Source organism: Streptomyces sp. AC627_RSS907, from assembly GCF_019049165.1.
Genome location: NZ_JAGMUE010000029.1, coordinates 1 through 22,426, shown reverse-complemented (window position 1 = coordinate 22,426; position 22,426 = coordinate 1). Strand labels below are relative to the sequence as shown.

Annotated in this window: 21 protein-coding genes, 1 tRNA gene and 2 pseudogenes; 18 read left to right on the top strand and 6 right to left on the bottom strand. The window is 70.7% G+C overall.

Features of this window, described 5'->3' with window-relative positions:
- Nucleotides 1-72: 72 nt before the first annotated feature.
- The 14 genes and pseudogenes from KUM32_RS43330 to KUM32_RS08300 all read left to right on the top strand — a co-directional run.
- Nucleotides 73-246 (top strand): annotated as a pseudogene (locus KUM32_RS43330) (FG-GAP repeat domain-containing protein); the annotation flags it as partial.
- 468 nt (nucleotides 247-714) lie between these two features.
- A complete protein-coding gene (locus KUM32_RS08360; RefSeq protein ID WP_217141165.1) occupies nucleotides 715-1,965 on the top strand; it encodes a helix-turn-helix transcriptional regulator in 1,251 nt (416 codons plus the stop codon).
- A 57-nt stretch (nucleotides 1,966-2,022) separates the two neighbouring features.
- Nucleotides 2,023-2,712, top strand: coding sequence for a hypothetical protein (locus KUM32_RS08355; RefSeq protein ID WP_217141161.1), 690 nt, complete (start codon nucleotides 2,023-2,025; stop codon nucleotides 2,710-2,712).
- 215 nt (nucleotides 2,713-2,927) lie between these two features.
- Nucleotides 2,928-3,686, top strand: a complete 759-nt coding sequence (locus KUM32_RS08350; protein WP_217141160.1) for a hypothetical protein — start codon at nucleotides 2,928-2,930, stop codon at nucleotides 3,684-3,686.
- Nucleotides 3,687-3,880: 194 nt separating this feature from the next.
- The gene (locus KUM32_RS08345; protein WP_217141164.1) at nucleotides 3,881-4,534 is read left to right on the top strand and encodes an HAD-IA family hydrolase; all 654 of its coding nucleotides are present in this window, start codon (nucleotides 3,881-3,883) and stop codon (nucleotides 4,532-4,534) included.
- 89 nt (nucleotides 4,535-4,623) lie between these two features.
- Complete coding sequence (locus KUM32_RS08340) at nucleotides 4,624-5,826, top strand: helix-turn-helix domain-containing protein (RefSeq protein WP_217141159.1); 1,203 nt, start codon at nucleotides 4,624-4,626, stop codon at nucleotides 5,824-5,826.
- 194 nt (nucleotides 5,827-6,020) lie between these two features.
- A complete protein-coding gene (locus tag KUM32_RS08335) occupies nucleotides 6,021-6,467 on the top strand; it encodes a recombinase family protein (protein ID WP_217141158.1) in 447 nt (148 codons plus the stop codon).
- The gene (locus KUM32_RS08330; protein WP_097931770.1) at nucleotides 6,464-6,658 is read left to right on the top strand and encodes a hypothetical protein; all 195 of its coding nucleotides are present in this window, start codon (nucleotides 6,464-6,466) and stop codon (nucleotides 6,656-6,658) included. The genes KUM32_RS08335 and KUM32_RS08330 overlap by 4 nt, the downstream gene beginning before the upstream one ends.
- Before the next feature lie 65 nt (nucleotides 6,659-6,723).
- Nucleotides 6,724-7,611, top strand: coding sequence for a glycosyltransferase (locus KUM32_RS08325; RefSeq protein WP_217141157.1), 888 nt, complete (start codon nucleotides 6,724-6,726; stop codon nucleotides 7,609-7,611).
- Nucleotides 7,608-8,486 (top strand): phosphotransferase, encoded by an 879-nt coding sequence (locus KUM32_RS08320; protein WP_217141156.1) that lies wholly within the window; start codon nucleotides 7,608-7,610, stop codon nucleotides 8,484-8,486. Before KUM32_RS08325 ends, KUM32_RS08320 begins: the two co-directional genes overlap by 4 nt.
- Nucleotides 8,486-9,217, top strand: coding sequence for a glycosyltransferase (locus KUM32_RS08315; RefSeq protein ID WP_217141155.1), 732 nt, complete (start codon nucleotides 8,486-8,488; stop codon nucleotides 9,215-9,217). Before KUM32_RS08320 ends, KUM32_RS08315 begins: the two co-directional genes overlap by 1 nt.
- Nucleotides 9,214-10,128 (top strand): PIG-L deacetylase family protein, encoded by a 915-nt coding sequence (locus tag KUM32_RS08310; RefSeq protein WP_217141154.1) that lies wholly within the window; start codon nucleotides 9,214-9,216, stop codon nucleotides 10,126-10,128. The genes KUM32_RS08315 and KUM32_RS08310 overlap by 4 nt, the downstream gene beginning before the upstream one ends.
- On the top strand, nucleotides 10,122-10,736 hold the full coding sequence (locus tag KUM32_RS08305) for an AAA family ATPase (RefSeq protein ID WP_217141153.1): 615 nt from the start codon (nucleotides 10,122-10,124) through the stop codon (nucleotides 10,734-10,736). The genes KUM32_RS08310 and KUM32_RS08305 overlap by 7 nt, the downstream gene beginning before the upstream one ends.
- 6 nt (nucleotides 10,737-10,742) lie before the next feature.
- Nucleotides 10,743-11,774 carry a glycosyltransferase gene (locus tag KUM32_RS08300; RefSeq protein ID WP_217141152.1) on the top strand — a complete coding sequence of 344 codons (1,032 nt, stop codon included), beginning with the start codon at nucleotides 10,743-10,745 and terminating at the stop codon, nucleotides 11,772-11,774.
- Here the strand turns inward: KUM32_RS08300 and KUM32_RS08295 are convergent.
- The 4 genes and pseudogenes from KUM32_RS08295 to KUM32_RS08275 all read right to left on the bottom strand — a co-directional run bounded on the left by KUM32_RS08295 (nucleotide 11,731) and on the right by KUM32_RS08275 (nucleotide 15,396).
- Nucleotides 11,731-12,855, bottom strand: coding sequence for a phosphotransferase (locus KUM32_RS08295; protein ID WP_217141151.1), 1,125 nt, complete (start codon nucleotides 12,853-12,855; stop codon nucleotides 11,731-11,733). The two genes, KUM32_RS08300 and KUM32_RS08295, sit on opposite strands and share 44 nt — an antisense overlap.
- A gap of 208 nt (nucleotides 12,856-13,063) precedes the next feature.
- A pseudogene (locus KUM32_RS08290) lies at nucleotides 13,064-13,612 on the bottom strand (mobilization protein); the annotation flags it as partial.
- 199 nt (nucleotides 13,613-13,811) lie between these two features.
- A tRNA-Arg gene (locus KUM32_RS08280) sits at nucleotides 13,812-13,887 on the bottom strand.
- Between the two features lie 210 nt (nucleotides 13,888-14,097).
- Nucleotides 14,098-15,396, bottom strand: coding sequence for a M6 family metalloprotease domain-containing protein (locus KUM32_RS08275; RefSeq protein WP_217141150.1), 1,299 nt, complete (start codon nucleotides 15,394-15,396; stop codon nucleotides 14,098-14,100).
- A 418-nt stretch (nucleotides 15,397-15,814) separates the two neighbouring features.
- Between KUM32_RS08275 and KUM32_RS08270 the strand changes: the two genes are divergently transcribed.
- Entirely contained in the window at nucleotides 15,815-16,465 is a 651-nt protein-coding gene (locus KUM32_RS08270; RefSeq protein ID WP_217141149.1) for a TetR/AcrR family transcriptional regulator, read from the top strand.
- A 224-nt stretch (nucleotides 16,466-16,689) separates the two neighbouring features.
- On the top strand, nucleotides 16,690-18,228 hold the full coding sequence (locus tag KUM32_RS08265) for an MFS transporter (RefSeq protein ID WP_217141148.1): 1,539 nt from the start codon (nucleotides 16,690-16,692) through the stop codon (nucleotides 18,226-18,228).
- A 211-nt stretch (nucleotides 18,229-18,439) separates the two neighbouring features.
- Here the strand turns inward: KUM32_RS08265 and KUM32_RS08260 are convergent, their stop codons facing one another.
- Nucleotides 18,440-18,955 carry a MarR family winged helix-turn-helix transcriptional regulator gene (locus tag KUM32_RS08260; RefSeq protein WP_217141147.1) on the bottom strand — a complete coding sequence of 172 codons (516 nt, stop codon included), beginning with the start codon at nucleotides 18,953-18,955 and terminating at the stop codon, nucleotides 18,440-18,442.
- Nucleotides 18,956-19,057: 102 nt separating this feature from the next.
- Between KUM32_RS08260 and KUM32_RS08255 the strand changes: the two genes are divergently transcribed.
- Nucleotides 19,058-19,843 carry a dioxygenase gene (locus KUM32_RS08255; protein WP_217141146.1) on the top strand — a complete coding sequence of 262 codons (786 nt, stop codon included), beginning with the start codon at nucleotides 19,058-19,060 and terminating at the stop codon, nucleotides 19,841-19,843.
- A 35-nt stretch (nucleotides 19,844-19,878) separates the two neighbouring features.
- Here KUM32_RS08255 and KUM32_RS08250 read toward each other — a convergent pair whose 3' ends face one another.
- Entirely contained in the window at nucleotides 19,879-20,397 is a 519-nt protein-coding gene (locus tag KUM32_RS08250; RefSeq protein WP_217141163.1) for a GNAT family N-acetyltransferase, read from the bottom strand.
- Between the two features lie 257 nt (nucleotides 20,398-20,654).
- Between KUM32_RS08250 and KUM32_RS08245 the strand changes: the two genes are divergently transcribed.
- The gene (locus KUM32_RS08245; protein ID WP_217141145.1) at nucleotides 20,655-21,653 is read left to right on the top strand and encodes an RNA polymerase sigma factor RpoD/SigA; all 999 of its coding nucleotides are present in this window, start codon (nucleotides 20,655-20,657) and stop codon (nucleotides 21,651-21,653) included.
- The last annotated feature ends 773 nt before the right edge of the window (nucleotides 21,654-22,426 follow it).

Sequence of the window (22,426 nt, the reverse complement as noted above, 5' to 3'; positions counted from 1 at the left end):
GCTCCCTACGCCGCCCGGTTGAGGGTTGGTGGGGGTTGGGGTGCGTATGGCTTGTTGACGTCGTCGGGTGATGTGTCCGGTGACGGTAGGGCGGACCTGGTGGCCCGGGATGGTTCGGGTGTGCTGTGGCTGTACAGGGGGACGGGTGATGCGTCCGCTCCCTACGCCGCCCGGTTGAGGGTTGGTGGGGGTTGGGGTGCGTATGGCTTGTTGACGTCGTCGGGTGATGTGTCCGGTGACGGTAGGGCGGACCTGGTGGCCCGGGATGGTTCGGGTGTGCTGTGGCTGTACAGGGGGACGGGCAACGCGTCCGCTCCCTACGCCGCCCGGACCAGGATCGGTGCCGGCTGGAACGCGTACGACACGCTGACCTGAGCACGGGCTGGGTGCCCGTATCGGGTGCCCCGGGCCCTGAGGGAGGGGTGGTACTCACGTGCCGCCCCTCCGGCGCTTTCAGGCCGTGCCGTCGGAACTCTCCGGCGAGGCCGGCAGTGACGGTCGCCTGTGCGGTGACCGTTGCGCGGGCTCCGACCTGAGGGGGGTACCTGGGAGATACGTGCCCGAACGGAGCCGCGACCGCGTGGTCTTCCATGCTGCTGTGCCCGGCCAAGGGCGTCACCCACGGCTCGGGTGGCAGCACTCGGAACCCCTGCCGGACATCGTGTCCCGCCCCCTACCCTGACAGTGGAGAGCTGTTCAGGGAGGGGCGTGACCGTGCCATCTGAGACGACTCCGGACCCGTACGCCGACCCGTTGGTGTTCGGTCAACGACTGCAGATTCTCCGTACCCGCCGCGGACTCACCCGTGAGCAACTCGGGGGCCTGGCCGGGCGATCCGGTTCCTGGGTGAAGGCCGTCGAGACCGACCGGCTGAAGACGCCCAGGCTGGAGGTCATCCTGCGGCTCGCTGAGATCCTCCGCGTACGCGATCTGTCCGACCTCACCGGCAACCAGTCCGTGCACGTCAGTTTCTTCACCGGCCCTGGCCACCCCCGTCTTGCCGAGGTGAAGGCCGCCGTGGAGGCCTTTCCGCTCGATGCGGGCCGCCAGGCACCACCGATCGCGCACCTCCGGGCACGTCTCGACAGGGCGTGGGCCGCCCGGCACTCCGCGCCCAACCACCGCGAGGCGATCGGTGCGCTGCTCCCGGACCTCATCCGAGACGGGCAGGCTGTCGTACGGCGGGCCGAAACGGCCGCCGACCGACGGAGGGCGCACTCACTCCTTGCCGAGGTGTACAGCCTCAGCCAGTTCTTCGTGGCCTACCAGCCTGACACCGCGCTGCTGTGGCGGGTTGTGGAGCGTGCTCTGATCGCGGCTCAGGAGTCCGAGGAAGCGCACGCGATCGGTGTCGCCGCATGGCTCGCTGGGCAGGCGTACCGGGACTCCGGAACCTCTCACTTCGACGCCGCCGACGAGGTGAACCTTCGGACACTGGCCCACCTCGAGCCGTTGCTGCCCGACGCCTCCGACGACGTTCTTGCCATCACGGGGGCCCTCACCTTCGAGGCCGGTTACACCGCCGCTCGACGTGGAGAGACGGGCACCGCATGGAGGTACTGGGAACAGGCCCGAGATATGGCCGCACGCTTGCCGGCGGGCTACTACCATCCGGTCACCTCGTTCTCCCGGGCCATCATGGGCGCGCACGCGGTCACGGTCGCGGTCGAACTGCGTCAAGGGGGCGAGTCGGTGCGTCAAGCGGCGGCTGCGGATGCCGTGGTGATCCCGTCACGGCCGCGGCGGGCACGGCACCGCATCGAGGAAGCCCGCGGGTACCACCTCGACGGACAGCCTGACGTGGCGCTGGCCACGCTGGCGCAGGCCCACGAGGCCGCCCCCGAGACGATCCGGTACAACGGCTACGCGAAGAGGATCGTGCTGGAGGAGGCCGAGGGGAAGAGCCCGGCACGTCGGCGTCGTGCTTCGGCCTTGGCCGTCAAGCTCGGCCTGCTGGCTGCGTAATCGATGGGGCACAGATTGTGCCCCTGCTCCTGTCACTGGGGTTCTACGGTCACGTGTGTGAAACGGATCACCGCCATCACGGAGGCCCCAGCCATGCCCAGCGAACCAGCGCACCCCCGCGCCATCGAACCGGCCGTACAGTCAATCAAGGCGGAACCCGGGGTGCTCGTGCACACCGCCGCCGACCGGCGGCTGGCCGCCGGGCACTGGCTCCTGGCCGCTCACGCGTCTCCCCGGTTCGCTCGCACACAGTGGCAGACGCACGGCGTTGCGCTGCTGCCCCTCGGTGCCCTGTTCTCCGCCATCCGCATCCCCGGCCGTCTCGTGCAGGCAGTGGTCGCCAGCACTGATCCGTGCGACATCGATGCCGTCCTGGACGAAACACTCGGAGGCGGTCCGGTCATCTGCGACGTGCACGGTCCTCGGTACTACGCGCTCGTGCCCGCGAGCGTGCCACGAACCTGGCGGCAGGCCGTGGAGGACTGGCAAGCCCATGAAGTGGCGTGTTTGGGGCACGGTGCCTATCTGGGGGTGCCGCGGCCGGACGCCGTTGAGTTCCCGCTGCACCGTGGTGGGTCTTACTGGTCGGTACCGGTGGAGTCGGTCGGCAGTCTGTGCAAACCACTCGCGGTCGCGCGCCTCATCGCCGCAGGAGTCCACGAGTTGGACGAGAACCGCGAGCCCTGGCCTGTGGACGCGCCACTCACGCCGCGCCACGGAGCGCCGGACGGCACAGTCCGCGAATGAGGCGGTCGCGGATGGTGTTCGTCGGGTGTGGCACCGATGTGGCACCCGATCAGGGAAACGGCCCCACGTTCGGGCGAACGAGAGGCCGGAAACCTACTGACCTGCATTGCAGGTGGTGCCCCCGGCATGACCTTGAGCTCATTTCCGAGCTCGTTGTGCGCCCTGCTGAGTTTCTCCTCTACCTACGTCGCCGCCGCAATCCTGACGTTACTGTTATGTTCAACGCGGCCGATGAGCTGGACCTCTTCTTGCACTTCTTTGAGGCGGGCCTTTGGGTTGAACCCGATCCGGAGCAAGTGCGTACCGCCTTCCCGTTCATGCCGGAGCCGAATTCATCTCAGCGACGCCGTTACCGCTCGCAGCAGCCAGTCTTCGTGACGAGTCGTACGGACGCGCTGGACAAGTGGATTTACGCCCGGAATCGCGGTGTGAGTACCAGAATTCCGCCGAAGCCGACGATGGCGCCATCTCCGGTTGCGTCTCTCATTGATGAACTTCAGTCACGAAACGTCGCCAGCTGGCTCAGTATCGGAGCAACACTGCTGTCTGGGGCGACTAGCACACAACACCAATTTGCCCGTAATGGTGACGATCTTCTTCGCAATCCGTCGCCGAGTGGTAGTGGGCGCAGCCTCACCGTGCCTGTCACGGGGTGCGTCGAGTCGGTCGAGGGTTGGCTATTCGTGTGGGCCACTCGTCCGGCTGGGGTGGATCCCTCCAGTGAGGAGAAGCGCCTCCGCGTCTACCTGCGCGCAAAGAAGCATCAGCTCGGTATTCCGAGAGGCGTCATCTTCCTGTACGACGAACCGACGCGGAATCTCGTCGAGGTCTATTATGACGGACACATCGGACCGCCCGATGCCGAAACTACTGAAGCTCTGGGATACTTGCGTCCCGCTTCCGCCCTTCATGGTCGTCTTCACCCCAACGCCAAGCGCCCCGTGCTTCGCACGTCAGGCGCCAGGCGAAAGTGAAGGGGATGATGTGCCGCTGTCGGCGGGAGACGGCTGGGCGTTGCCGTGCGATCGCGTGTCCCTCAGCCCAGGTGTTCCTTCAAGGCAGCACGCCAGGTGCTCGCGCGAATCGGTGAGGGAGGCTTCGCCCGGCCGCGTGGTCGATGCGCGGTAGCGTCGTCGAGAGAACCCATCAGGGAAGGAACGATCGCCGGATGCCGCACAGGACTGATGTCGCCGACAGGCGCGGCCTGATCCTCGACTTCGCCGGGGTGCTTACCGCCAGCCCGATCGATGTCCACCGCGCCTGGTGCGTGTCAGAAGGGCTGGCTCCGGGCGCGTGGCGCAGCACTCTCAACGATCACCCTGAGGGCCGGCGTCTGTACGCGGCTCTGGAGATCGGGGAGATCGGGCAGGCCGAGTGGAACGAGGGCACAGCCGCGCTGTTGGGTGCGCACGTGAATCCGGTGAACCTGATGGGGCGTGCCTGGGCCGGGGTGCCCGTGGCCCGCCGGATGGTCGCGCTCGCGCGTGCCGCGCGTGCCGCCGGCCACCGGCTTGCCCTGCTGTCCAACAGCTTCGGCCTCGACCCGTTCAACCCGTACGAACACGTCGGCATTTGGGACCTGTTCGACGTGCACGTCGTCTCCGAGCTGGTCGGCATGGCGAAGCCCGATCCGGCGATCTACGAACTCGCCCTGGAGCGGATCGGGTTGCCCGCCGAGCGGTGCGTGTTCGTGGACGACCACGCGGTGAACCTTCCGCCGGCCGCCGATCTGGGCATCGCCACGGTCCACGTCACGGACGAGGATGAGGCCGTGACCGAGCTGGAGGCCCTCCTCGGTGTCACAGCGGTGCTCGCCGCGTGAACCCAACTGCGGTCTGATCAAAGGCTGTCAGCTCCACCGCTCCAGCCAGTACTGTCCGTGTGGGGCCCATCACGCGGAGGTTCTGGAGCATGCAGTGGTCGGAGTACACCACCTCTGAGCGCTTGAAGGCGCTGCGCGGCGGCATGACACAGGAGCAGTTGGCGGAGGCGGCCAGCGTGTCCGTCGGTGTGGTCCGCAAGCTCGAACGCGGCGGAACGGCTTCCCTGCCGTCCCTGCTGTCGATTGCCGACGCGCTCGGCACGGACATCGCCGTGCTCCTCGGTCAGCAGGCGCCACGGCGGTCCATGGACCGCGACGAGCGGGCCGCGCTGCGCCTGGTCTCCGCAGCCACCCATGACGCGGCCATCGGCATCCCCGCCGAGGTCGAGCCGGGCACCGTCGACGAGCTCCGCGCCGTCGTCCGTCGCGCGGATGCCGCGTACTGGGGAGGCCGGTACACCGAGCTGGGCACTCTTCTTGGGCGGCTCCTGCCCGAGGCGCGGGCCAGGTTCGACATGGCCGGCCTCGATGAGCGGGAGGCCGCCGCCGGCGTCTTGAGCGACACCTTCCAGACGGCGGGCATGGCCGCCAACGTGCTCGGATCGCGAGATCTGGCGTATGCGGCGCTGACGTACGGACGGCAGATCGCCGTGCAGGGCGGAGACGATCTCCGTGACGCGCACCTTGCCGCCACCACCGCGTGGGTCAACCTCCGCGACGGCCGGACCAAGCAGGGCTTCCTCCTTGCCGCAGCACAAGCCGACCGGATCGAGCCCAAGATGAGCGAGCACGACCCGGACCGGCTGAGCGTGTACGGGCAGCTCGTCACGAACGCCGCCGTCGCCGCGTCCCGGGGCGGTGCGAGCTCGGACAACGCCCGCGAATACCTCTCCCAGGCGCACGCCGTCGCCGCCCGAATCGGGGACGAGCACGCCCGTGGCGCGCACGCCCAGCCGTACGGACCGATGTACGCCGCAACGCAGGCCATGAGTATCGCCGTGGCCCTCGGTGATACGGCTGGAGCGCTGCGGCTCATGGACACCGTTCGCCTGGACGACACGGTGCCCCTGGCCACCCGAGCCCGCTACGGCTTGGACGTAGCGCTCACCCAGGTCGAATGCCGACGGTGGGAGGCCGCAGCCGACACCCTCCAGGCCGTCTGCGCGATGGCCCCGGGATGGGTGCGTCACCAGATGCTTCCCGGCGTCGTCATCAGTCGACTCGCCGGGGTGTCCGTCAACCGACTGCGAGGACTGGCGAACTCCGCGGGCGTACCCCTCGGCGTGCGTTGACCTACGAGCCGAAGTACCACGGCCCGTAGTAGGTACGGCCGCGCCATCAGCGCGGCTGCTACGGGGCGTGGCACACCTTCGGGCGCCCCTGCTTCCGCTGCCACGCGGCGTGGCGGTCCGACCGGATACGGAGTCTCTCCACTGCGACGGGCCGTGCCTGGGCCCCAACTCCGCAGCCCAGCAGCCTTGTGGGTATGCCGACCAACCCGCCCGGCGGCCTCGGGCACGTACCCGTCGCCGTCTACTCCTGCGCCGCCACCTCCACCGCCCTCGGTGAGAGCGAGGAGCGGGGCCGCTACTACGCCGACGCCCGGCACTGGCACGTCGCCGGCGTCTGGTCCGACCCCGCCCCGTCGCTGCCGCTCATGGAGCGGCCGGGCTGGCAGGCCGTCACGGCCGCCCTGTCCGCCGGAATGATCCGCGGTGTCGTCGTCAGCGGCCTGACGCATGTCGCTGCCGACACCGCCCAGTTCGCGGCGCTCGGCGTTCTCCTCCGCGACCGGGGAGGGTTCCTCGCGGACGCGTCGAGCGGTACCCCGACCCGTCGAACACCCGGCCAGGCCCGTCGCCGCCGTGACATCGCGGACGCGGCCTCCGGCTGGTTCACGCAGACAGGCACGTACGAGGAGGACGGCTCGTGAGCGCCCGGCGCGCCTGGGTCGGTGACCTCGTCCGGGACGGCGGCGGACGGCGGGCGATCGTCACCGACGTCCGCGCCGGCGGCACCGTGTGGGTGCTGCGGCCGCCGACCGGCGGTGGCCCCCACTGGGAGACCGACGACCCCGACAGCCTCGAAATCCTCGCCCGCCCCGAAGCCAGGGAGACGCCGTGAGCGATCGCGCTCGCTGCCGACCCTTCCGTCACGCCCGTGCACCACGCCCGAAAGGCGAAGTCGCCGTGTACGCGTTCGGCCTCTGCATCGACCAGCAGTACCTCGTACCCGGCCTCGCCGCCCTCGCCGGCCTGGCCGACAGCCTCACCCCGGCGGCCCGCCGCGAAGCTGCCGTACGGGTGCTCACCCTCGACCTGGCCCCGTCGCAGGCCCTCCTCCTCGCCGACCTCGCCAAGCGGGCCGGCTTCGGCTCCTTCGACCTCCGTCGATGCGCCCCTCTGCGCTCCGCGCGCATGGCAGACGCCTCGTACATCACCGTCACCACCTATCTGAGGTTCGAGTTCACGCCGAGCTTCGTCCGCCGCCCCTACCTGATCTACGTGGACGCCGACGTGCTCGTACGCGGAGACGTGAGCGAGCCGCTCGGCTCCCTTGCGCCGGACGAGACCGGCGCCGTGCGGGACGAGTTCAACCCGGCCGTCGGCGAGTGTCCGGCACTGCCCGGAGCCGCCGAGCGCTGGCCCCATCTGCGCGGACGCCCGTACTTCAACGCGGGCGTGCTCTGGACCCACACCGACCACATGCCTCGCATCCGCCGAGGCGTCGAGCAGGCCCTGATCCACGCCCGGCGCCACATCCTCCACAACGACCAGGACGCCCTGAACCTGTGGCTTCTGCGATCCGGCCGAGTGCGCCCGGTGGCCGGTGGTTTCAACCGGTTCGAGGTCGGCCGATTCCTGGAACGCGGGAACTGGGTGCGCCGGGTCGTCACGCGGTCACCGAAGCACGATCCGAGTGCCGCCCTCGTGCACTTCGTCGGTCCTGAGAAGCCGTGGCAGGCCGACTGCCCCGTCACGGAGGAGGTTGTCGAATACCTGCGGCACCTGGAAGGGGCCATGCGTCATGTCCGGCGTCTGGGTGCCGTTGGCGTGGAACCGGCGGGTGTGCGGTGAGTGCGGGGGTACCGCCCGCTGTCTCGCGCGCCGCCCTCGCCCTGACCGGGGTATCGGCCCGCACCGCCCGCCGACTGTCCGCACGTACGCGCACCGTCGTGTACCGGGCGGGCCTGGCCGACGGGCGCAGTGTCGTGATCAAGCTGTACGCGGCGACCGCACGCCGCAACGCGATCACGGAGAGCGCTGCCATCCGGGCCGTGGCCGACCACGTCCCCGTACCGGCCCTCATCGGATATGGGCACGTTCCGGGCCACGAGGCGACCGCCCTGGTCACCGCCGACCTCGGCCCACTCACCCTCGGCAGCGCCCTGCGCTCCGGCCGGGTCTCCGACGAGCGAGCTCTGCAAGACCTGGCCGGCCTGCTCGGCCGCCTGCACCGGGCGCCCGTCCGGCCGTGGGCCCCGCGCCGGCCGCTCCACGAGCAGGTCACCTCACTGGGCCGCTGCTGCCCGCCCAGCAGCCTCGACCGCATCGCGCCCGCGCTGGCCGCCATCGCCGACGCCGTCCACACGGCGCCCGTGTGGTGCCACGGCGACCTGCATGGCGACAACGTCGTGATCACCGGCCCCCGAGCCATCCGCCACCTGGTCGACTTCACCGACGCCGCAGCCGGTCCCCGCGAATCCGACGTCGCCCAGACCCTCGTTATGACCGACGCTCTCTCGACTCTCCGGGCCCGCACAGTCACCAACGCGTACCCCCTTGCCCTCGATGACCACCTGTTGGGTGCCTGGGTCGTCTTCCACACCCTGCGCTCCTGGGCGCATTCCTCCCCTGGCGACGACCGCGTCTTGTGGTCCCGCCGCCTGGACGACCTCAGCCGACGGATCCCGCACCTCTTCCGTACGCGCCGCCCGGAAAGGACGCGCTGATGAGCACCCCCGCCCTGTCGGTAGTGATCCCGGCCTTCAACGAGGCTGCCTACCTGCCCCGCTACCTGCCCTCCGTCCTCGCCTCACTTACCCGCTGGGAGGAGATCACCGGCCGTACGGGAGAGGTGGTCGTCGTCGACAACGCCAGCACCGACGCCACCGCCGACATGGCCACCTCCTTCGGCGTCCGCGTCGTCACCGAGTCCGTCCGTAACATCGGCCGGGTCCGCAACACCGGAGCGAGCGCCGCCCGCAGTGGACGCCTCTTCTTCACCGACGCCGACGTGGCGCTGCCCCTGGAGGCGGTCACCGCCGCTGCTGCCGCCTTGGATGCCGGGGCCGTCGGCGGCGCCATCCCGCCGCTCTACACGCCCGAACGGCTCGGCGCCCGCTTGCTGTGCGCGTACTGGGACCACTACCGCACCCGGCGCGGCGGGGCCCAGGGCGTCAACCAGTTCTGCACCGCCGACGCCTTCCGCCACATCGGCGGGTACCGGGACGACCTGTTCATGAGCGAGGACGTGGAGTTCTTCGCACGCCTCACCGCCCACGGCCAGGCCACCAACCGGCCTGTGACCATCCTCGACGAGCTGCGCGTGCGCCCGTCGACCCGCCGCTACGACCAGTGGTCGAGCCTACGGATGCTCTGGTGGCAGAACCCCGTGACCGCCCGCCTGCGCCTCCGGTCGCCCCGAATGTGGCGCCATTGGTACGAGACGACCGTGCGATGACGAAGGAGACTCCTGTGCAGCCCCAGTTCCTGGTCGACCTGCCGGTGCCGGACGGGCACGGCATCCACACCTTCCCTGACGACCTCCACCGCGCCCACCAGACGCACACCCAGCAGCTCGCCGCCCGCCACCGGAACCACGACCACCGCGTCCTGGAGGTGACCGCACCCCACACCCGCGTCCCGTGCTACATCGAGGCGCGCACCCCCGCCGACCGCCCGGTCCTCGCCATCGAACCCCATCACGACGACTTCGCCCTCTCGGCCTCGGGTACCTTCCTCGCCCGCCCCCGACCGCTGACCGTGGTCACCGTCTTCACCCGGTCCCGGAGCGTGCACCCCGCCCTGGAGGTCACCTACGCCGACGTCGACACCGTGTCCGAGCTGCGCGACCGGGAGGGAGCCGCCGCGCTCGCGCCGTTCGCCGCTCGCCGACACCTCCTCGGCCACAAGGACGCCGAGCCGCCGTACCGTCCCTACGACCCACAGGTGCTTGACCAGGTCATCGAGGAGCTCGGTCGGGTCGCCGCGGCCCACCCCGGCGCCGAACTCCTCGCGCCCGCCGCCGTCACCCGCCACCCCGACCACCTCCTCGTCCATGAGGCCGCCGTTCGCCTCGGCTGCACCTGGTTCTGGGAGGACCTCGCGTTCTGGTCGACGTACGCGCTCGCCGGCTGCGACCAGCACCTGTTCCGTACACGTACGGGGGCGACGATGCGGCCCGAGCTGGTCGACATCACCGACGTCGTCCTGGACAAGGTCACCGTCCTGCGGATGCACGGCTCGCAGATGCACCCGGCCCGGAAGATGTATCGGCCGATCCGGCACGCCTTCACCACGGCGGCCGACCTCGTCGACGGGCCCGGCCTCTATGCCGAACGCTTCTACCGGACGGAGGAGCCGACGTGCTGACCATCGCCCTGGAAGGTCCCTCCTACGCAGGCAAGTCCACGGCGATACGCCACCTCCGCCAGACCACCCTCGGCTCGCGGGCGTTCGTCTCGGACTGCTACGTCAGGCACATCGCCCACCGCGACGACATCCCTCCGGCCCGGACCGACTCGGCGGCTGCCCAACTCGCCGCCTTCGAGAGGTTCATGGAGATCGAGGCGACCCGCGTCGCCGAGGCCGCCGCGAGCGGCAGGCAGTTCGTCATCCTCGACCGGTCCGTGGACACCCTCCTCGCCCATGCGTACGCCCTGGACGCCCTGTTCGGGTACGGCGTCCACCACCAGCTCCGCGACCGCCTCAAGACGCTTTCCTTCCTGCGCCCCGACCACACCCTCTACCTCGACGTACCGGCGGAGACGCTCCACCTCCGCCGCAAGACCGCCGGCCACACCGCCGCCGAGTCCGACTACTTCCTTCACGAACCTGGCTTCCTCCACCACGCCCGCGACTACTTCGTCCACGCGCCCCGGCGGCCCGCGACGCGAGAGCTCACGGTCCTGGCCGCCGACGCGGGGCCGGACGATGTGGCCCAGGCCGTGGAAGCCCTCGTCACCTTCTGGACGAGGTGAAGGAAGATGCCCACCGCCCTGTTCGCCTGGCGCCGCACCCCGCCCCCGTTCCTCATCGGCGGCGCCGAGGTCACCCAGCAGCTCCTCGCCGAGGAACTCGCCGCCGCCGGGTGGCACGTCACCTACCTCGGCTCACACGAGGCGCCCTGGGACGGAGTCACCCAGCTCCCCGACATGCGCGCCCACCTCGACAGGCATCGCGTCCCGTACGACGAGGCGGACGGCACCCTGCGCTACCGGTGGAACGGGGTCGAGTGTGCGGCGTTCACGCAGAACAACGTGGAGCACGCGCTGGGCAGCCTCCTGGGAGCTCTCCGCCCCGATGTCGTGTTCACCTCGCAGGAGGGCTCGGCGCAGCTCGCCGTCCAGGCCAGACCGACCGCGCTCGTCGCCGGCCTCCTGCACTCCGTTTCCGCCACCGGCCTGGGGGTCCTCGCCGGCCGACCCCACTACGGCCTCGCCGTGTCGGATTTCGTCCGGGCACGCGCACCCCACACGCCTGGCACCCGCCTCGCCGTGATGTACCCGCCGTTCGCGCTGCCCGGGGAGAGCTCGGGCGAGGCCCGCACCGCGTCCGTACTCATGATCAACCCCATCCCCGCCAAGGGATCCAAGCTACTGCACCAGCTCATCCGTCTCATGCCGGAACAGCACTTCACCTTGGTCGAAGGCTGGTGGGACACGGCCGCCGACTTCGCCGCCTACCCGAACGTGACGTACGTGCCCCGCGTGTACGACATGGGGCCTCTGTACCGCACCCACCACCTGCTGCTGGTCCCCTCCACCGTGGAAGACGCCTTCCCCCGCGTGATCATCGAGGCCGCGCTCCACGGCGTCCCGAGCATCGGGGTAGACCGGGGCGGCATCCCCGAAGCGATTGGCGACGCCGGAATCGTCCTGCCGAGCACAGCCGGCCCCGAGACGTGGGCACGCGCGATCCGGGAGGCGGACCACGAGGCGCTGGGCATGAGGGCCCGGCGTCAGGCGGTCACGTTCACGCGACCGTGCCTGCCCGAGCTTCGGGAGCTGGGGATCTAGCAGCCCCGGCGAACGCCCGCTCCACCGCGTCGAGCCGCTCCGTCCACCAGTGAAGAAGCGCCTCGTCGGCGAGGAACAGCTCGTCGCAGGAGTGGTCGCCCCGGTCGTAGTGGAACTCGAGCTGCCAGAAGTCCGTCATCCGCTTCCACCACAGTCGTCGCGCGGCGTCGAGCAATGCGGCCGGTTCCAACGGGATCACCGACCGGTAGCTGGCCACGAACGCCGCCACCCGCTCCAGGTCGAACACGCCCTCCACCCCGAACTGCACCTGCGCCGTACGAACGACTTCCTCCGCGTACGGGCGGACTCCGAGCCGGTCCCAGTCCAGGACGGCGACCAGTCCGCCGTCCGCCCAGAGGAGGTTCCGGTACTGGAAGTCACCGTGCGTCCAGCCATGCGGGCCCGCAGGGGTGTCTCCCCCGGGGCGCAGGTGGGCGTGCTTGTCGAGGAGGATCTTGCGCTCTTCGAGGGCAGTTCCCGCGGCCCTGTCGAAAGCGTCGCCCGCGCCCCGGGCCGACACGGCTCCGGCAAGCCGGTCAGCCTTCTGGACGGCTCGGCCGGCCTCGGTCAGCTCAGCGGTGACCGAGGCCGGCACTGCGGGCATCCCGGCCTCATCGACAGCACGGCCGAGTGCCGTATGGAGTCCCGCGAGGTGTGTGCCGAGCTTGGACGTCTGCGTCAGCGACAGGTCAGTTCCGCGAATGTGTTCCCCGGCCGACCAGGGAAAGAGGCAGTAGACGCCACCGCGGACCTCGGCGATCACATCGCCGTGGACGGTGCGGAGCGGGGCACATACGGGGACGCCGTACGAAGCCAGGACGGGAAGGACCGCGAGGTTGCGACGCAGTCGATCGAGCGGCACGTCTGTGACCCGCTTGAGGGCGAACCTCCCGGCCCGGGTGTCCAGCCACCAGTTCACGTTCATGAGGCCATCGGCCAGGTGCTGTCGGTCCAGCACTTCGTCGATGTCGTATGCCCGGATCAGCTCGGCAAGATCGTCTGTGGGGAGGTGCGTCCTGTCCGCCACGTTCGCGTCGGTCACCCTGGCGACGATACGGGAGTCGGCCGTGCAGACGCACAAGGATCACTGGCCTGCCTCGGCGGGACGCGCCCGTTCCCGGAGGGAACGAATCGGGTGTTCCCCGAGGGAACGCTTTCCCCGTTCCCTCGGGGAACACGAGGGTCGGTCAACGTCGCCGCACCTGCGGCTGCTGTACGGCGGTCGGTGTGGCCGTCGGCGGGTGGACCGGGGTGGGAGGGAGCCGTGTGGTGCTGCGGGCCATGGCTGCCACGGGCTCGCCGTGCTTGTTGAGGTCGCCGGGCAGGGCGACGCTGTAGCCGAGGACGTCGCCGGACGGTCCGGTCTTGGGGCGCACTGCGACGCCGGTCGCCTCCAGCAGAGCGAAGGATTCGGTCTCGGTGGAGGCGGCTTGCCACCGCTTGCCGTACGCGCGTGCGCAGGATCTCGCGGGTGGTGGTGTCCTGGCTCTGGCGCTTGGCCTTGAAGTGCTCCTTGCTGGTGGGGCGTTTAGCGGCGGTGCCGTCGCCGGGGTTGAGGCGGCGCAGGCCGAGGTCGGCTTCGATCTTGCGGGCTTCGCGCTGGACGGCGCGGATGTCGTGGTCGCGGCGGGGGCGGCGGCCGTCCTGGCGTACGAGGGTGGCGGCGATGTGGATGTGGTCTCGGCGTGGCGGACTGCCATCCAGCGGCAGGCTTCCTCGTCGCCTTCGGGGGCGATGCCGGCGGCGGCCACGATCCGGCGGGCGACGTCCGCCCACTGGGCGTCGGTCAGGATCGGGTCCTCGGGCGCGAGCCTGCTCCCCGAGGCGGATCTTGCGATCGCCGAGGCTGCGGCCCGTCTCGTCCCGCGTGCGCGCGCTCCTTGCGACGTGCCGGATGGTGCTGATCGTTTGGGGGATATTTCGGGGGCTGCCACCCCGTCCGCTCACGCAGCGCGCACGCAAACGGCCCCGGACGGGACGTCCGGGGCCGAGTAGGCCCCTTCCCTGAGGAGAAACCCCAGGTCAGGGCCATGCGTTTGGTGCCCCCGGCAGGATTCGAACCTGCGACACCCGCTTTAGGAGAGCGGTGCTCTATCCCCTGAGCTACGAAGGCCGGTGGTGCGGTGGCGGTGATGCTGGGTGTGGGTGTGCCACCGCCGACAGTGTAGCGGGTGGGGCGGAGGGCGTCGGCCGGTCACGGGCAGGGGGTCTCGCGATGAGGGGTGCCGGGGCCCGGGTGTCCGGAGTCGGGGCGCCGGGTGCTGAGCGTTCCTGGGTGGTGTGACGGTGGGGCCGGGCGGGCGGTAAGTCCGGCGGGGTGGTGTCAGCCGCGTGTGATCCGTATCCGGTGGTCGCCCTTCGGGTTCGCCGCCGATACCGCGATCGTGATGCGCCGGCGCGGGTCCTTGAAGGTCTCGCCCGGTGTGAAGGCGGCGTCCGAGAGCTCGGCGTGGACGTTGGGGCTGCGGGTGCAGCCTCCGCTGTCGCGGCGGGAGTCGAAGACCGTCACCGGGCCCATTCCCGTGTCCACGTCCGCGTCGATCTTGTAGATCAGCACCCCCGGCCGGCACACGACCTCGTCGTTGCCCTCCCGGGTGCGCAGTTCGACGGCGTACCCGGACTTCGCGTCCAGCGGGACCACCACCAGCTTGTCGCCGCCCTTGCGGGCCAGCGGTGTCAGCGTGTACTCCGTCGTCCCGGACGCCGACGCGCAGTGCACCTGGGTGCGGTCCAGCCAGCCCAGCTTCCACTTGTGCCAGCCGAGGAGGTCGTTGTTGGCGCCCCAGTCCTCGCTCATGATGTCCCAGTGGCCGACCGCCCCGCCGCCCTCCTGGGTGTAGAGGTCGGGCAGTCCGAAGACGTGGCCGTTCTCGTGGGGGAGCACCCGGTAGCCGGTCTTGTCGTAGGAGCCGGAGCCGTCGTCCTGGCGGGAGTAGACGAAGGACGCGTTGGCCACCGGGACGCCGTCGGCGACCGGGGCCTCGGCGTTGCCGGCGAAGGTCACGGACAGGACCGTGTCCAGGGCGGACGGGCCGGCGTTCGGGGTGACCAGGACGTTCAGGAGGTCGTAGGACCGGAAGTCCACCTTCGCGTCGGCCTCCGCCACCAGGTCCTGGACGAGCTGCCGGTAGCCGGGTTCGAAGGGGGCGCCGCGCTCTATGCCGTACTCGGCGAGGGTCTTGGGCATCCGCAGCCAGTCGCGGACCGGGGTCTCGGGGCGGTAGTCGAGGCGGCCGTAGGAGCTGGTGCGGAACCACTTCTGGGTCTGTGGGAAGAACTCGGCGAAGCGGTCGAGCGCCTTGCCCTCGCCGGGCGCGTCGGAGAAGTCGATCATCAGGGTGAGGGCGCGGACGGTGCCGGTGGAGCGGGCGTAACCGGCGGAGGTGGGGACGCCCTCGGACATCTGGATCTCGGGGCCTGCGCTGATCATGCAGGGGCCGTGCGCGGAGGAGCGGGAGAGGGTGGCCGGGCCCGGGCCCGCCGCCGTGGTGTCCGGCGCGAGTCGTCCGTTGCCCGCCGAGGTGCTGACCGCGAGGGTCAGGACGCTGACGGCGGTGATCGCGGCCAGTCGGCGCGGGCGTATCCGACGGCTCGGCGGCTGCGCCTGCGGCGGCGGCTGCATGCGGACCTCCCGGACCCCGGCAGCCCCGGACACCGGCTGCACCCTTGGGATCACCCTGTGTCGGGGGGTGGGAGGACGCGCGCTGGAGCGGCCGATCGTGGGTTTCTCGCCGGTAGCCGCCGACCGGGGGACGTTCGAGGGGTCTCCTGTCGGGAGGGGGTGTCTCCTTCGGGCCCAGGAGACGGGCCGTCCGGGCCGACGCCGGGGGCCCTGGGAACCTCCCGGCAGCCCCTGAGGGCAGCCGGAGGGGCACTTCCGCGCGTGTGACGCAGGTCACCGCCAATTCCCTCGGGGCTGGGAAATAACCGGGGATCGTCTCCCCGTTTAGACCTGTGTCCGAGCGAAACGGGGATTCCCTCCCCGGATCGCCCACCGAAGTCATCATCCGGTCAACAGTCCAGTCATCGAGGAGTACGCCGTGCAGACCGCAGCCCCCGAGCAGCGCAAGGTGACCCGGCCCCGGGCCGACGCCCTGCGCAATCGGGAGCGGATCGTCACCGCCGCCCGCGAGATGTTCGTCGAGCACGGCCCCGACGTGCCGCTCGACGACATCGCCCGCCGGGCCGGTGTCGGCAATGCCACGGTGTACCGCAACTTCCCCGACCGCGACGCCCTCGTCCGCGAGGTCGTCTGCTCGGTCATGGACCGTACGGCACGGGCGGCTGAGCTCGCCCTCGCGGAGAGCGGCGACGCCTTCGAGGCGCTGGAGCGCTTTGTGCACGTCTCCGTCGACGAGCGGATCAGCGCCCTGTGCCCCATGGTGTCCAGCACGTTCGACCAGTTCCACCCCGACCTGGAAGCGGCGCGCGAACGGGTCGAGCGGCTCGTCGCCGAGGTCATGGACCGGGCGAAGGCGGCCGGTCAGCTCCGTACGGACGTGGGCGTGGGCGACGTGATGGTCGCCGCGTCCCAGCTGAGTCGGCCCCCGGCCGGTACGGGGTGTGTGAGCGCCGACGGGTTCGTCCACCGCCACCTGCAGTTGTTCCTGGACGGGTTGCGGGCTCCCGCCCGCTCCCAGCTGCCGGGGGCCCCCGTGACTCTGGAGGACCTGCGCCGGCCCTGCGACTAGTTCCGCAACGCCCCGCCGTCCGCACCCCGGGCGCCGAGGCCCGATCACCGACCTCACCTGACCTGTTCTGACCTGACCTGACCTGATCGGATCTGATCCGACCTCCGCCGACACCGGCCGTCGCCGTCGCCGTCGCCGAGCCGTCCCTGTCGCGCACGCTCACGCACGCTTTTCCGTACGTATTACTCACGTTTCCGTCACGAAGTCCCGAAGTGGGTATCCCCATGTCTGAAACAGCCGCCAAGGCTCCCGGCGTCCCGGACGCCGGCCGCTGGAAAGCGCTCGTCTTCATCGCGCTCGCCCAGCTGATGGTCGTCCTCGACGCCACCATCGTGAACATCGCCCTTCCGTCCGCGCAGCAGGACCTCGGCATCTCCGACGGCAACCGGCAGTGGGTCGTCACGGCCTACGCCCTCGCCTTCGGCGGTCTGCTGCTGTTCGGCGGCCGGATAGCCGACCTGTGGGGCCGCAAGCGCACCTTCGTCCTCGGTCTGGCCGGCTTCGCCGTCGCCTCGGCGCTCGGCGGCGCGGCCACCAACGAGGCGATGATGTTCGGCTCCCGCGCCCTGCAGGGCGTCTTCGGCGCGCTGCTCGCGCCCGCCGCGCTCTCCCTGCTCGCCGTGATGTTCACGGACGCCAAGGAGCGCGCCAAGGCCTTCGGCATCTACGGTGCGATCGCCGGTGGTGGCGGTGCCGTGGGTCTGATCCTCGGCGGTTTCCTCACCGAGTACCTGAACTGGCGCTGGACCTTCTTCGTCAACATCCCGTTCGCGATCGTCGCCGCCGCCGGTGCGTACCTCGTCATCCGTGAGCCGGAGGGCGGTCGCAACCGCTCGCCGCTGGACATCCCCGGCGTGATCCTGTCCACCGTCGGTCTGGTCGCGCTCGTCTACGGCTTCACCCGCGCCGAGTCCGACGGCTGGAGCGACGCGGTGACGGTCGGCATGTTCGTCGGCGCCGCCGTGCTGCTCCTCGCCTTCGTGCTCGTCGAGTCGAAGGTCAAGGCGCCGCTGCTGCCGCTGCGCGTGGTCACCGAGCGCAACCGGGGCGGGGTCTACCTCTCCCTGGGCCTGGCGATCATCGCGATGTTCGGCCTGTTCCTCTTCCTGACCTACTACCTGCAGATCGTGAAGGGCTACTCGCCGGTGAAGACCGGCTTCGCCTTCCTGCCGATGATCGCGGGCATGATCACGGGTTCGACGCAGATCGGCACCCGGCTGATGACCCGGGTCGCTCCCCGGCTGCTGATGGGCCCCGGCTTCCTGGTCGCCGCGGTGGGCATGCTCTTCCTGACCCAGCTGGAGATCGACACCTCCTACGCCGCCGTGCTGCTGCCCGGCATGCTGCTGCTCGGCCTCGGCATGGGTACGGCGTTCATGCCGGCCATGTCCATGGCCACCCAGGGTGTGGAGCCGCGGGACTCCGGTGTCGCCTCCGCGATGGTCAACACCTCGCAGCAGGTGGGCGGCGCGATCGGTACGGCGCTGCTGAACACGATCGCCGCCTCGGCCACGACGTCCTACATCGCCGACCACATCGGCGGCGCGGCCTCCCGGTCCCAGCAGCAGCTGGTCCAGCTGGAGGGCCAGGTGCAGGGCTACACCAGCGCGATCTGGTTCGCCGTCGGCATCCTCGTCGTCGCGGCCGTCATCGCCCTGACCTTCGTCAACGCCGGCCGTCCGGGCAGCGCCACCGCCGCCACGGGTTCCGGTTCGGCCGACGGGGCCGAGGACGAGATGCCGGTGCCGGTCATCGCCCACTGACGGCACCCCACCGTGTGCGGGTGCAGGTCGTCGCCCACTGACGGCACGCACCCGCCGGGTGCCGGTCGTCGCCCACCGGCCGCACGCACCCGCCGGTTCCGTCCGCGCGTAGGGGGAGGGGACGCCCCGTACGCGCGGTTCCCCGGACCCGCCCCGGCCGGCGCGCTCTCCGCGCCGGCGGGCCGGTCCCCGGACCTGCCCTGGTGGGCGCTCAGCGCCGCCAGGGCAGGTCCGCACCCGCTTCGCTCGGCTGTAGTCCCTCGGCGACGATCCGCATGATCTCGCCGAGGGACTTCTGCTGTTCCGGCGTGAGCCGGTCGAACACGGCCTGACGTACGGCGTTCACGTGGCCCGGAGCCGTCCGGCGCAGCACCTCGTACCCCTCGTCCGTGAGGATGGCGAACTGGCCGCGCTTGTCGGAGGTGCAGTCCTCGCGGCGCACCCAGCCGTTCTTCTCCAGGCGGGCGATCGCGTGCGAGAGGCGGGAGCGCGTGATCTTCGCGTACCGGGCCAGCTCCGTCATGCGCAGTCGTCGTCGCGGGGACTCGGCGAGCTTGACCAGCAGGCCGTAGTAGACGTGCGGCATGCCCGCGTCGCGCTGGAGCTGTCGGTCGAGGTGGTCCTCAAGGAGGGTGGCGGCCTGGATGTAGGAGCGCCAGACGAGCTGTTCCTCTGCGCTGAGCCAGCGGGGCTCGTCGGCGGGTGCGGGAGTGGGTGCCGTGTTCATGTATCCCACTCTACGGAACCACTTCTTGAACATTAAACAAAATGCCGGTAGATTCGCGTGGATTCGAGAAGTTGATACTTCAAGTGGATCGGGAGCCGCCTCATGTCCGCCGCCCTCCGCGAGCGCATGCCCGCCCTCTACCTCAGCCACGGCGCCCCGCCGCTCGCGGACGACCCGGTCTGGCCCGGTGAGCTCGCCGCGTGGGCCGCCGCCCTGCCGCGCCCCAGGGCGGTCCTCGTCGTCTCCGCCCACTGGGAGGAGGCGCCGCTCGCCCTCGGCGCCACCCGGACCGTCCCCCTCGTCCACGACTTCTGGGGCTTCCCGGAGCACTACTACCGGGTGCGCTACGAGGCCCCCGGCGCCCCCGGGCTCGCCGAGTCCGTACGCAAGCTGCTGCGCGCCCCCGGCACGCCGGTGCAGGACGTCCCCGACCGCGGCCTCGACCACGGCGCGTACGTGCCGCTGGTCGAGATGTACCCCGGCGCCGACATCCCGGTCCTCCAGGTCTCCATGCCGACCCTCGACCCGGCGCGGCTCATGGAGATCGGCCGCAGGCTCGCGCCGCTGCGCGACGAGGGCGTCCTGATCGTCGGCTCCGGCTTCTTCACCCACAACCTGGCCGCGCTGCGGCAGGCCGGCGTCCCCTCCTGGTCCGCGGAGTTCGACGACTGGGGCCGGCGCGCGCTGGAGGCCGGTGACGTGGACGGGCTGCTCGACTTCGCCCGCAAGTCCCCGGCGGGGCTGCTCGCCCACCCGCGCACCGAGCACTTCGCCCCGCTGTTCGTGGCGATGGGGGCGGCGGACGCGGCCGGTGAGCTGGACCTGCGGAAGTCGGTGATCGACGGGTTCTGGATGGGGCTGGCGAAGCGGTCGGTGCAGTTCGGCTGAGGCCGGCCGCCGGGCCCACCGCGGGCCGCGGCGGGCTACAGCGGCTTCTCGTACCAGGCCACGTCCCAGTACCGGCCGAACTTGCGGCCCACCTCCCGGTAGGTGCCGACGTACCGGAAGCCGAAGCGCTCGTGCAGTCGGGTGGACGCCTCGTTGGGCTGCGCGATGCCCGCGTAGGCGCGGTGGAGGTCCTCGCCGGCCAGGGCCTCGAACAGGGACGTGTAGAGCAGCGTGCCGATGCCGCGGCCGCCGGCGTGCGGGGCGACGTAGACGGTGGTCTCCACCGAGGTCCCGTAGGCGGGCTTCGCCCGGTAGGGGCCGGAGGTGGCGTAGCCCAGAATCTCCTGTGACTCCGCGTCCGTGGCAACCCGCAGCCGGTGCGGACCGTCTTCAGGGTGGGAGAGCAGCCAACGGCGGCGCTCTCGCGGGGTGAGGGGTTCGGTGTCGAACGTGATGGGCGTCTCACGTACGTAGTGGTTGTAGAGCTCGGTGAGGGCGTTGAGGTCCTCCTCGGTTCCCGGCCTGACCTGGGCCTCTGTGCGTCCCGACGGCATCATGCCTCCTCGTGCGGCGGGACAGGGTACTGCATGATCAGAAAAATCGGGGGGCGGGTTGGGAATTCTGTCCGGATTCCAGTCGTTGTTTCCATCGGATGCAGGGCACCCGAGGAGAGTCCGGAGAGACCGGAGAGAGTCCGGAGACGGGACCCGAGCCCCAGGACCGGGGCGAGGTGACCGGAGACCGAGGACGACCCACGGTGCCGTTCGTCCGCAGGACCGCCCGCTGAACCACTCATCGCAAGGGAGCACGCATGGCAACCCGTGCCGTCGCCCGTCGTAAGTCCGCCACCGGCGAGACGGCCGACGCGGCAACCAGCGTCCGCGCCAGCGGCGGCGAGCTCGCCGACCGCGATCTGGTCGGCATGTACCTCGACGAGATCGCGCGGACACCGCTGCTCGACGCCGCCAAGGAGGTCGAGCTGTCCCAGACCATCGAGGCGGGTGTCTTCGCGCGGCAGGTCCTCGAAGGCTACGAGGAGACCGGGGCCGACGCCACCCGTGAGGAGTTGCAGGCCCTGATCGACGAGGGCGAGCGGGCGAAGGACGTCTTCATCCGTTCCAACCTCCGCTTGGTCGTCGCGGTCGCCCGCCGTTACCCACGCAGCGGGCTGCCCCTCCTCGACCTGATCCAGGAGGGCAACGCCGGCCTGGTCCGCGCGGTCGAGAAGTTCGACTACCGCAAGGGCTTCAAGTTCTCGACGTACGCGACCTGGTGGATCCGTCAGGCCATCACCCGGTCGATCGCGGATCAGTCGCGCACCATCCGCCTGCCCGTCCACCTGGTGGAGGAGCTGGGCCGGATCCGCCGCGTGCAGCGTGAGTTCAACCGTGAGCACGGCCGCGAGCCGGAGCCCGCCGAGATCGCCGCCGAGCTCGGTTCGACGCCGGAGCGCGTCACCGACGTGCTCGACTGGGCCCGCGACCCCGTCTCGCTGAACATGTCGGTGGACGACGAGGGCGAGACCCAGTTCGGCGACCTGCTGGAGGACACCTCCGCCGTGTCGCCCGAGCAGTCGGTGATGACGCTGCTGCGCAGCGAGGAGCTGGACGACCTCATCGGCCGCCTCGACCCGCGCACGGCCTCCATCATCAAGATGCGCTACGGCATCGAGGACGGCCGCGAGCGTACGCTGACCGAGGTCGGCAAGGAGCACGGGCTCACCCGCGAGCGCATCCGCCAGATCGAGAAGCACGCGCTGCTGGAGCTGAAGAAGCTGGCCCGTGACACCGGCTTCGAAGCGGCGGCGTAGGCGATCGTGAGGCGGGGGGCGTGAGGTGACGCGTGGGGCGTACGCCGGTGACTGAGCCCCGCGCAAACATGGCCGTGTAACGCTGCTTCAACCGGCGGGGGCCCGGGAAAAAGAACTCCGGGCCCAGTAGTCGGGGTCCGGGGCCGGAAGCCTCGGACCACCCTTTGAACCACGTCCCGTCGCACTTCCCCCCGGCGCCGGGACCTTCCCGAGCCGGGCTCGGCGCCTCTCCCCCCGGGGCGCCGGCCCGGCTCCTTCCGTACGCGGGGTGCGGGGCGGCCGCACATGGCCACGCACGGGCAGACCACGCACGCGCGGACTGCGCACGGGCAGACCAGGCACGCGCGGACCGCATACGGACATGCCTCGCGCGGACATGCCGCGCACGGGCGGACGTAGGGCGGACGGGGGAGAGGCGGGGCACCCCGAACCTGAACCCCGGGGTGGCCCGCCGAAGGGCAGAGTCTGCCACAGCGGCACAGCCTGTCGAAGGGGGCGGGACCGCCCCAGCGCCACCCCGGTACCCCCCGCGCCAGGGCCGGTTCCGGCCGACGGACCGCTCCTGACCGACAGGCCGCTCCTGACCGACAGGCCGCTCCTGACCGACAGGCCGCTCCCGGCCGACGGGCGTCCCCCGGCACGGCTCCCTCTTGCGTGGAACGGGCGTCTCGCGTCTCGGCGGCGGTGAGCCGTCCGCCCCGCGCGCCACCCACCGTCCGCCCCGCGCGCCCCTCACCCGCCGTCCGCCGCGTGCCCGCCTTCCACCCCCGCCG

What these genes read in the sequence shown, in the direction of transcription:
- KUM32_RS08300 (WP_217141152.1), top strand. Translation starts at nt 10,743, where the DNA reads ATGCCCACCGCCCTGTTCGCCTGGCGCCGCACCCCGCCCCCGTTCCTC.
- KUM32_RS08345 (WP_217141164.1), top strand. Translation starts at nt 3,881, where the DNA reads ATGCCGCACAGGACTGATGTCGCCGACAGGCGCGGCCTGATCCTCGAC.
- KUM32_RS08340 (WP_217141159.1), top strand. Translation starts at nt 4,624, where the DNA reads ATGCAGTGGTCGGAGTACACCACCTCTGAGCGCTTGAAGGCGCTGCGC.
- KUM32_RS08310 (WP_217141154.1), top strand. Translation starts at nt 9,214, where the DNA reads ATGACGAAGGAGACTCCTGTGCAGCCCCAGTTCCTGGTCGACCTGCCG.
- KUM32_RS08275 (WP_217141150.1), bottom strand. Translation starts at nt 15,396, where the DNA reads ATGCAGCCGCCGCCGCAGGCGCAGCCGCCGAGCCGTCGGATACGCCCG.
- KUM32_RS08350 (WP_217141160.1), top strand. Translation starts at nt 2,928, where the DNA reads ATGTTCAACGCGGCCGATGAGCTGGACCTCTTCTTGCACTTCTTTGAG.
- KUM32_RS08335 (WP_217141158.1), top strand. Translation starts at nt 6,021, where the DNA reads ATGCCGACCAACCCGCCCGGCGGCCTCGGGCACGTACCCGTCGCCGTC.
- KUM32_RS08260 (WP_217141147.1), bottom strand. Translation starts at nt 18,955, where the DNA reads ATGAACACGGCACCCACTCCCGCACCCGCCGACGAGCCCCGCTGGCTC.
- KUM32_RS08255 (WP_217141146.1), top strand. Translation starts at nt 19,058, where the DNA reads ATGTCCGCCGCCCTCCGCGAGCGCATGCCCGCCCTCTACCTCAGCCAC.
- KUM32_RS08250 (WP_217141163.1), bottom strand. Translation starts at nt 20,397, where the DNA reads ATGCCGTCGGGACGCACAGAGGCCCAGGTCAGGCCGGGAACCGAGGAG.
- KUM32_RS08265 (WP_217141148.1), top strand. Translation starts at nt 16,690, where the DNA reads ATGTCTGAAACAGCCGCCAAGGCTCCCGGCGTCCCGGACGCCGGCCGC.
- KUM32_RS08245 (WP_217141145.1), top strand. Translation starts at nt 20,655, where the DNA reads ATGGCAACCCGTGCCGTCGCCCGTCGTAAGTCCGCCACCGGCGAGACG.
- KUM32_RS08315 (WP_217141155.1), top strand. Translation starts at nt 8,486, where the DNA reads ATGAGCACCCCCGCCCTGTCGGTAGTGATCCCGGCCTTCAACGAGGCT.